Source organism: Ochrobactrum sp. SFR4, from assembly GCF_019730395.1.
Taxonomy (GTDB): domain Bacteria; phylum Pseudomonadota; class Alphaproteobacteria; order Rhizobiales; family Rhizobiaceae; genus Pseudochrobactrum.
Window position 1 is genome coordinate 1 of record NZ_JAAPBB010000582.1, and the last position, 303, is coordinate 303.

1 protein-coding gene is annotated in these 303 nt (G+C 46.5%); it reads right to left on the reverse strand.

The genetic code is table 11. The annotated features are described in order from the left end of the window. On the reverse strand, positions 1-238 hold a 238-nt coding region (locus HBA93_RS20350), incomplete at its 3' end, for an RDD family protein (RefSeq protein ID WP_221724483.1). Positions 239-303: the final 65 nt, after the last annotated feature.

Consider the following 303-nt stretch of genomic DNA (forward strand, 5'->3'; position numbering starts at 1 on the left):
TAAAATACACATAAGGCAATGCCACCAGCGGCAGCAAAATACCGTAGAGCATCCAGCCGAGACCTAGTGTCAGAATGCCGAGAAAGGCAATCAAAATGGCAACCGGAATACACAGCAGCAGCACAATGAAATAGTCGATCAGAAAGGCGAAAATACGCCTTGAGCGCACACCTTCATAGAGGCGGCGGTCTTCAAAACGCGGCAGAACAATATCATGGTTGATTGTTCGGTCATTCATCGGCTTATGGTTGCTCCTTATACTCTCTTATAAGTTGAGAGATAGGAAGCACACAGCCAGATTTC